The sequence below is a fragment of the Actinoplanes sp. NPDC048791 genome, assembly GCF_040650095.1.
GTDB lineage: Bacteria > Actinomycetota > Actinomycetes > Mycobacteriales > Micromonosporaceae > Actinoplanes.
The window spans coordinates 1-7,190 of record NZ_JBEZGQ010000400.1 but is presented as its reverse complement, the minus strand read 5'-3'; the positions used below and the strand labels follow the sequence as shown (position 1 = coordinate 7,190).

6 protein-coding genes are annotated in these 7,190 nt (G+C 71.7%); 4 read left to right on the top strand and 2 right to left on the bottom strand.

Annotation, left to right across the window (positions count from 1 at the left end; all coding sequences use genetic code 11):
• The 4 genes from AB0C29_RS25810 to AB0C29_RS25795 form a co-directional block, all read left to right on the top strand.
• The coding region (locus tag AB0C29_RS25810; RefSeq protein WP_360824945.1) for an amino acid adenylation domain-containing protein at positions 1–2,896 on the top strand (2,896 nt) is incomplete at its 5' end.
• Positions 2,893–3,096, top strand: a complete 204-nt coding sequence (locus AB0C29_RS25805; RefSeq protein WP_360824941.1) for an MbtH family protein — start codon at positions 2,893–2,895, stop codon at positions 3,094–3,096. The genes AB0C29_RS25810 and AB0C29_RS25805, both read left to right, overlap by 4 nt.
• The gene (locus AB0C29_RS25800) at positions 3,096–3,815 is read left to right on the top strand and encodes a hypothetical protein (RefSeq protein ID WP_360824939.1); all 720 of its coding nucleotides are present in this window, start codon (positions 3,096–3,098) and stop codon (positions 3,813–3,815) included. The genes AB0C29_RS25805 and AB0C29_RS25800 overlap by 1 nt, the downstream gene beginning before the upstream one ends.
• A 33-nt stretch (positions 3,816–3,848) precedes the next feature.
• Complete coding sequence (locus AB0C29_RS25795) at positions 3,849–5,573, top strand: ABC transporter ATP-binding protein (RefSeq protein ID WP_360824936.1); 1,725 nt, start codon at positions 3,849–3,851, stop codon at positions 5,571–5,573.
• A 2-nt stretch (positions 5,574–5,575) separates the two neighbouring features.
• Here the strand turns inward: AB0C29_RS25795 and AB0C29_RS25790 are convergent, their stop codons facing one another.
• Positions 5,576–6,046 carry a hypothetical protein gene (locus AB0C29_RS25790; RefSeq protein WP_360824933.1) on the bottom strand — a complete coding sequence of 157 codons (471 nt, stop codon included), beginning with the start codon at positions 6,044–6,046 and terminating at the stop codon, positions 5,576–5,578.
• Positions 6,047–6,071: 25 nt separating this feature from the next.
• A partial coding sequence (locus AB0C29_RS25785) for a cholesterol oxidase substrate-binding domain-containing protein (protein ID WP_360824930.1) occupies positions 6,072–7,190 on the bottom strand: 1,119 nt, incomplete at its 5' end.

The window sequence follows — 7,190 nt, the reverse complement described above, 5'->3', positions numbered from 1 at the left end:
TCCCGGCAAGCCGATCGCCCGGCTGCCGCTGCTGAGCACGGACGAGCGCCGGGTGGCCGAGCAGGCGAGCGCCGGCGACGTCCTGGACCGGACCGGGCCGTGGATCCACCAGCTCATCGAGGGCCACGCCCGGGCCACGCCGGCCGCGCCCGCCGTACGGTTCGAGGGCCGGACCCTGCCGTACGGGGAGCTCAATCGCCGGGCGAACCAGCTGGCCCACCGCCTGATCCGGGCCGGCGCCGGACCAGACGTGCTGATCGGCATCAGCATGGAACGCGGCTTCGACCTGGTGGTCGCCGTGCTGGCCGTGATGAAGACGGGCGGCGCGTTCGTCCCCCTCGACCCCGACCTGCCCGCCGCCCGCCGGGCGCTGATGATCGCCGACCTGGGCACCACCGTGGTGCTCACCCACGGGCCGATCCGGCCGCGGCTCCCCGAGGACCCCGGGTTGCTGTTGTGCCTGGACGAGCAGGCCACCGCCCTGGCCGCGGAGCCGGAGCACGACCCCGAGGTCGCGGTGACCGCCGAGGACACCGCGTACGTCCTCTACACCTCCGGCACCACCGGGACGCCGAAGGGCGTGGTGAACGTCCGGGGCGCGATCGGCAACCGGTTCGCCTGGATGACCGGGAAGTTCGCGCCGGCGCCGGGTGACCGCGTGCTGCAGAAGTCCCCGGTCACCTTCGACACCTCGGTCTGGGAGCTGCTCTGGCCGCTGACCTGCGGGGCGACCGTGGTGATGGCCCGGCCGGACGGACACCGCGACAGCGGCTACCTCGTCGGGGTCATCCGCGACGAAGAGGTCTGCCTGGCCGACTTCGTGCCGTCGATGCTGGAGATGTTCCTGGCCGAGCCCGGCGCCGAGCGGTGCACCAGCCTGCGCCACGTCATCGCCGGCGGGGAAGCCCTGCCGCTGGGCCTGCGCAGCCGCTTCTTCGAGGCGCTGCCCGACACCCAGCTCCACAACCTGTACGGGCCGACCGAAACGGCGATCGGCGTGACCAGCTGGGACTGCCGGCCGGACGACGACGGCCGCACGGTTCCCATCGGCCGCCCGATCCCCAACGCCCGGGTCTACGTGCTCGGGGCCGACGCCGAGCATCTGCCGGCCGGCGTGCCCGGTGAGATCTGCATCGCGGGCCGTCCGCTGGCCCGCGGCTACCTCAACCGGCCCGGCCTGACCGCGGAACGGTTCGTGGCGGACCCGTTCGTGCCCGGCGAGCGGATGTACCGCACCGGCGACCGGGGGCTGCGCCGCGCCGACGGTGCGATCGAGTTCCTCGGCCGGCAGGACGACCAGGTCAAGATCCGCGGCGTGCGGGTCGAGCTGGGTGAGGTCGAGGCCGCCGCGGCGGCGCTTCCCGGGGTACGCCGGGCCGCGGTCACCGTACGCGGAACCGGCATCGACGCCCGCTTGATCGCGTACGTGGTGGCCGACCCCGCGACCGACGTGGCGGTGTTGCGGCGGGAGATGGCTGCCGCCGTACCCGATCATCTTGTGCCGTCGGTGTTCGTGGTGCTGGACGCCCTGCCGCTGACCGGGCACGGCAAGGTCGACCGGCTCGCCCTGCCGGACCCGGGCGACGCGATCGAGCGGGCCTACGTCGAGCCGGTCGGCGCCGTCGAGCAGGCCCTGGCCGGGTTGTGGGCGCAGATCCTCGGCGTGCCCCGCGCGGGCCGTGACGACAACTTCTTCGTCCTGGGTGGGCACTCGCTGCTGGCCATGCAACTGGTCAATCAGGTCCGGTCGGTGCTGCGGGTGGATCTGCCGTTCCGCGCGGTCTTCGAGAGCGCGACACTGGCCGACCTGGCCGGCCTGATCGAAGGCCTGCCGACGCTCGCGGCGCCCAGCGGTTCCGCGGAGACCGAGCAGCGGATGCGCCGGCTGGTCGCCGACGCGCTGGAGGTCGCTCAGGTGGCCGCCGAGGACAACATCTTCGACCTCGGTGGCGGCCGGGAGACTGTCGAGCGGCTGAGCCGGGCCATCGAGGCGGAGTTCGGCGTACCCGTCAATCCGCTCGTGGTCGCCGCCGTGCCGACCGCGCGGAACCTGGCCGGCTGGGTCGCGGCCGGGCCGGACGACGCGGCGCTGGACGTGCTGGTGCCGCTGCGGCCGCACACCGGGACCACCTCACTGTTCTGCGTCCACCCGCTCGGCGGCCTGAGCTGGCTCTACTACCCGCTGGTCAACGCCGTGCCGGAGGAGGTCGGCGTGTACGGCGTCCAGGCGCGCGGCCTGCGCCCCGGTGACGCCATGCCGGCCAGCCTGACCGCGATGGCCACCGACTACGTCCAGCAGATCCGCGCTGTCCAGCCGGAGGGTCCCTACCACCTGCTCGGGCTGTGCGCCGGTGGCGAGATCGTCCACGAGATGGCCGTGCAGCTGCAGCGGGACGGCCAGCGGGTCCAGCTGCTGGCGATGCTGGACTCCCGGCCCACCCCGCACCGCCGGGCGACCCAGGTGGCCCGGCTGAACGCGGTCGCGCGGCACTTCGACCTGGACGTGCCGGCCGAGCAGCGGCACCTGCTGACCGGCGACGCCCTCTACGACCAGCTGCGGCAGCGCCAGGGCCCCTACTCGTTCCTGATGCGGCAGAAGGGACGGGCGATCGTCGACTTCTACGAAAACATGATCAAGCTCGTCGACAACCACGAGTTCGGGCTCTTCGACGGCGACGTCCTGTTCGTCGAGGCGGCCGCGGCGCGAACGCCCGAGCAGTACTTCTCCCCGATGTGGCAGCGGTACGTCACCGGCCACATCGACGTCCTCGTCCTGAAATACCTGCACCGGCAGCTGGCCCGGGCGGAGGTGCTGGAAATGATCGGCGCCCGGGTGGCCGAGCACCTCGACCGCTCCCCCAGCGCGCCGACGACCACCGGAAGGCCGGCCGAATGAGCAACCCCTTCGAACGTGACGACAGCCCGTACCTGGTCCTGGTCAACCACGAGAACCAGCACTCGCTGTGGCCGGAGACGATCGACGTGCCGGCGGGCTGGCGGACCGTGTCCGGCCCGGACACCCGTGACGCCTGCCTGAGCTTCATCGAGCGGGAATGGACCGACATCCGTCCCGCCGGCCTGGCCGGGCCGGTGTGATGCCGGCAGCCCGGTCCGGCCTGCTCTTCCTCTGGGGAACGCCGCGGTCCCGGTCGACGGCGTTCCTGCGGATGATGCTCGAACGGGGAGACCACGAGGTCTACCACGAACCCTTCTCCAGCATCGTCGTGCAGGGCCACGCCACGGTCGGCGACGCCACCGCCACCAGCCACGCCGAACTGCTGAAACTGCTCGACGAACGGGCGCGTGACCGGCGCGTCTTCGTCAAGGAGACGACCGAGTACGACTATCTCGGCAACGGCGGCGAGGACATCCCGGCCACGGGGTCGCACACCTTCATCATCCGCGATCCCCGCTCGGTGATCGCCTCGCACTACGCGATGAACCCGGACATGGTCTGCGCCGAGGTGGGCTACGGCCACCAGGCCGAGCTCGCGCGGCGGGTCCGGGAGGTGTCCGGGGCCACCCCGCACGTCGTCGAGGCCGAGACGCTGATCGCGGCGCCGGCCGAGGTCGTCCGGCGGTACTGCGAGCACGCCGGGATACCGTTCCTGGCCTCGGCGCTGTCCTGGCAGCCGGGCGACCACCGGGTCTGGAGCCGGACCCGGCCCTGGCACCGCGACGTCGCGGGCAGCTCCGGCTTCACCGAACCGCAGCGCACGTACGCGGACACCGTGGACAACCATCCGAAGCTGGCCGAGTGCTACCGGTGCCACCTGCCGCACTACGAATTCCTGCGCGGGTGGGCGGCCCGTTAACCTCGGCTCATCCCGTACGGAAGGTTGTGCTCTTTGCCAGACGTCTCCCTGCGCCGCATCGCCCGGCTCTTCAAGGCGCACCGCCTGCGCCTGGCCGTGGTGACCGGGCTCATCATGGCGTCCTCCGTGCTGGGCATGGCCTCCCCCTTCCTGCTGCGCGAGGTCATCGACCGCGCGCTGCCGGAGAAGAACGTCACGCTGCTCGCCTGGCTGGTCACCGGCATGGTGGCGGTCGCCGCGGTGACCGCCGCACTCGGCGTCGTCCAGACGTGGATGTCCGCCACCGTCGGCCAGCGGGTCGTGCACCAGCTGCGGATCGACGTCTTCACCCACCTGCAGCGGCAGTCCGTCGCGTTCTTCACCCGGACCCGCACCGGCGAGATCCAGTCGCGCATCACCAACGACGTCGGCGGCGTGCAGTCGGTGGTCACCTCGACCGCCGCGTCGATCACCTCCAACCTGACCACCGCGGTGGCCAGCGCGGTCGCCATGATCGCGCTGTCCTGGCAGCTCTCCCTGGTCTCGCTGATCGTGCTGCCACCGGCGCTGCACCTGAGCCGCCGCGTCGCGAAGATGCGCAAGGAGATCACCGCCCTGCGCCAGACCGAGCTGGCCGACCTCAACGTGACCATCGAGGAGGGTCTGTCGATCAGCGGGGCCCAGCTGAGCAAGACCATGGGCGCCGGCGATGCGCTCGTCGAGCGGTTCAGCCTGTCCTCGACCCGCCTCATCGACCTGCAGATGCGCTCGCAGCTGGCCGGCCGGTGGCGGATGGCCACGATGAGCATCATCTTCGCCGCCATCCCGGCGGTCATCTACCTCAGCGCCGGACTACCGCCGACCGCCGGCACCCTGAGCATCGGCACCCTGGTCGCCTTCACCACCTTGCAGGCCGGACTGTTCCGGCCGCTGATGGGCCTGCTCAACGTCGGCGTCTCGCTGAGCACCTCGAAGGTGCTGTTCGGTCGCGTCTTCGAATACCTGGACCTGCCGGTCGAGGTGGACGACCCGGCCCAGCCGGTCGCGCTGCCCGACCCGGTGCGCGGGCATCTGCGCTTCGAGAACGTGACCTTCCGCTACCCCGGCAGCAGCACGGCTGCGATTGACAACGTCTGCCTGGACGTGCCGGCCGGCACGTCGCTGGCGCTGGTCGGCGAGACCGGCTCCGGAAAGACGACCATCGGCGCGCTGATCGTGCGGTTCCACGACCCGGCCGCCGGCCGGATCACCATCGACGGCATCGACCTGCGCGACCTGCGCCTGGCCGACCTGGCCGGGGTGGTCGGGCTGGTCAGCCAGGAGACCTACCTGCTGCACACCACGGTCCGGGAAAACCTGCGGTACGCCCGCCCGGACGCCACCGACGCCCAGATCGAGCAGGCCGCCCGCGCCGCGCAGATCCACGACGTGATCGCCGGGCTCCCGGACGGCTACGACACCGTCGTCGGCTCGCGCGGGCACCGCTTCTCCGGTGGTGAGAAGCAGCGCATCGCCATCGCCCGGACACTGCTGCGTGACCCGCGCATCCTGGTCCTGGACGAGGCCACCAGCGCCCTGGACACCTCCACCGAGCGGGCCGTGCAGCGGGCCTTCGACGAGCTGGCCCGTGGCCGGACCACGGTGACGATCGCGCACCGGCTGTCGACCGTGCGCAACGCCGACCAGATCGCCGTGGTCGACCACGGCCGCATCCTCGAACAGGGCACCCACGACACCCTGGTGTCGGTCGGCGGCCGGTACGCCGCCCTCACCGCGTGAGATCAGAGCTCGTCCAGCAGCAGGACGCCGTCGGGTGAGTAGAAGTACTCGCGTCTGTGCCGGGCCCAGTCCTCGATCCTCGGGTCCTCCGAGTGCGACAACCACTCGGACAGGTGGGCATGCTCCTCGGCGTACCCGTTCGCCGCGAGCCAGCGCAGCGTCTCGGGCCGGCCCGCCCCGAAGATGGCCTGGGCGTCGAAGCCGATACCCAGATCCATGTCACCGGTACGGAACTTCGCGGCGTACAGGCGGGGCGCGTCCGCGGGATCACCGGTGAGGAACAGCAGGAAGGCGGCCACGTAGATCTGCTCGAACTCGTCGCTCTCGCCGTGGTCGGAGCCTTCGCGCCAGGTCCTTTCGAGGTCGAAGATCTCCCGCACGAGCGCGTGGCGAGGACGGGGATCATCGACGTCCACCATCCGGAGCGCTTCCCGACGCCCGGCCGGACTCGACAGATCCACAGACTCAGACACGCGTGCACAGTAGTCGAGCGAGGCGTCAGGAGCGCAGGAGCCGGTCGAGGAACGGACTGCTGAACACCCGTGCCGGATCCAGCCGGTCCAGCGCCGCAACGGCAGTGGGCCAGCCCGGGCCGAACGAGGACGGCACGGCCCGGTCGAGCACGTCGGGATCGCTCCAGGCCGCCCGGTCGGTGTAGGCCCACCCCTTCGACCACTCCACCCGGGTGCCCGGGTGAGCGGTCAGGAGATACCGCTCCACCTCCCGGTAGAAGCGGTTGGCGTCGGCCGTACCCGGCAAAGTCAGCACATCGATCCAGACCGCCACCTGCCCCGCCGGGCGGGCGGCGTCCGGCCGCAGCGCCGACAGGGCCGGTGCCTGCGCGCCGGGGACGGCCACCTCGGCCGGGTCGTCGAGGCCGGTCACCCGGATCTCCACCGCGCCGTTGACCGGGAACCGGCCACGGGACGCGTAAACCAGCAACCGTGCGGTGTAGAACTCGGTGAACGCGTGGACGACGGCCTGTACGCCGGAGCGTGGGACCCGTACCGCGTAGCCGTTGGCGTGAACGTGCAGAGTCGTCGGGCGCACGTACAGCTGAAGGTTCTTGGCCGCGCCCCACAGGTCGGCCGAGGCCGTGGCGACGAGCCCGGACGCGGTGGCCGCGTACTGCGCCTGGCCCAGCGCCGGGGCCAGCTCGTACTGCCCGGCCAGGATGCGCCCGGCCAGGTCGGCCACCGGCGCCGGGACATTGTCACTGAACGGATAGTTGTAGGGCCCGGTGACCGGGCGCGACGTCGGCGGCCGCTGCGGGCTGACACTCCACACCTTCAGCCAGGGGCGGGCGGTGAACGGGAACCAGATGGCTTCCACCCGTCCGGTCGCCGCGATGAAGCTCTCCAAGGTGCGCCCTCCGGCGCCGGGCGCCGCGAAGAGCTCCGCCGCTGGGATGTCGACCCTGCTCACGCAGCGCAGCCGAGCCAGCGGCCCGGCGAGCAGCGTGACCTCGGTGAGGAAGGCCCGTCCGAGGTTGGTCAGCAGCGCAGCGCAATCCGGGTCGGTCCGCTCGAAGGATCGCGTGACGTAGGCGCCGGCGCCCGGATCCCAGACCACCGCGGTCAGCCGCAGGATCAGGTTGCTCAGCGACCCGTACGTGGT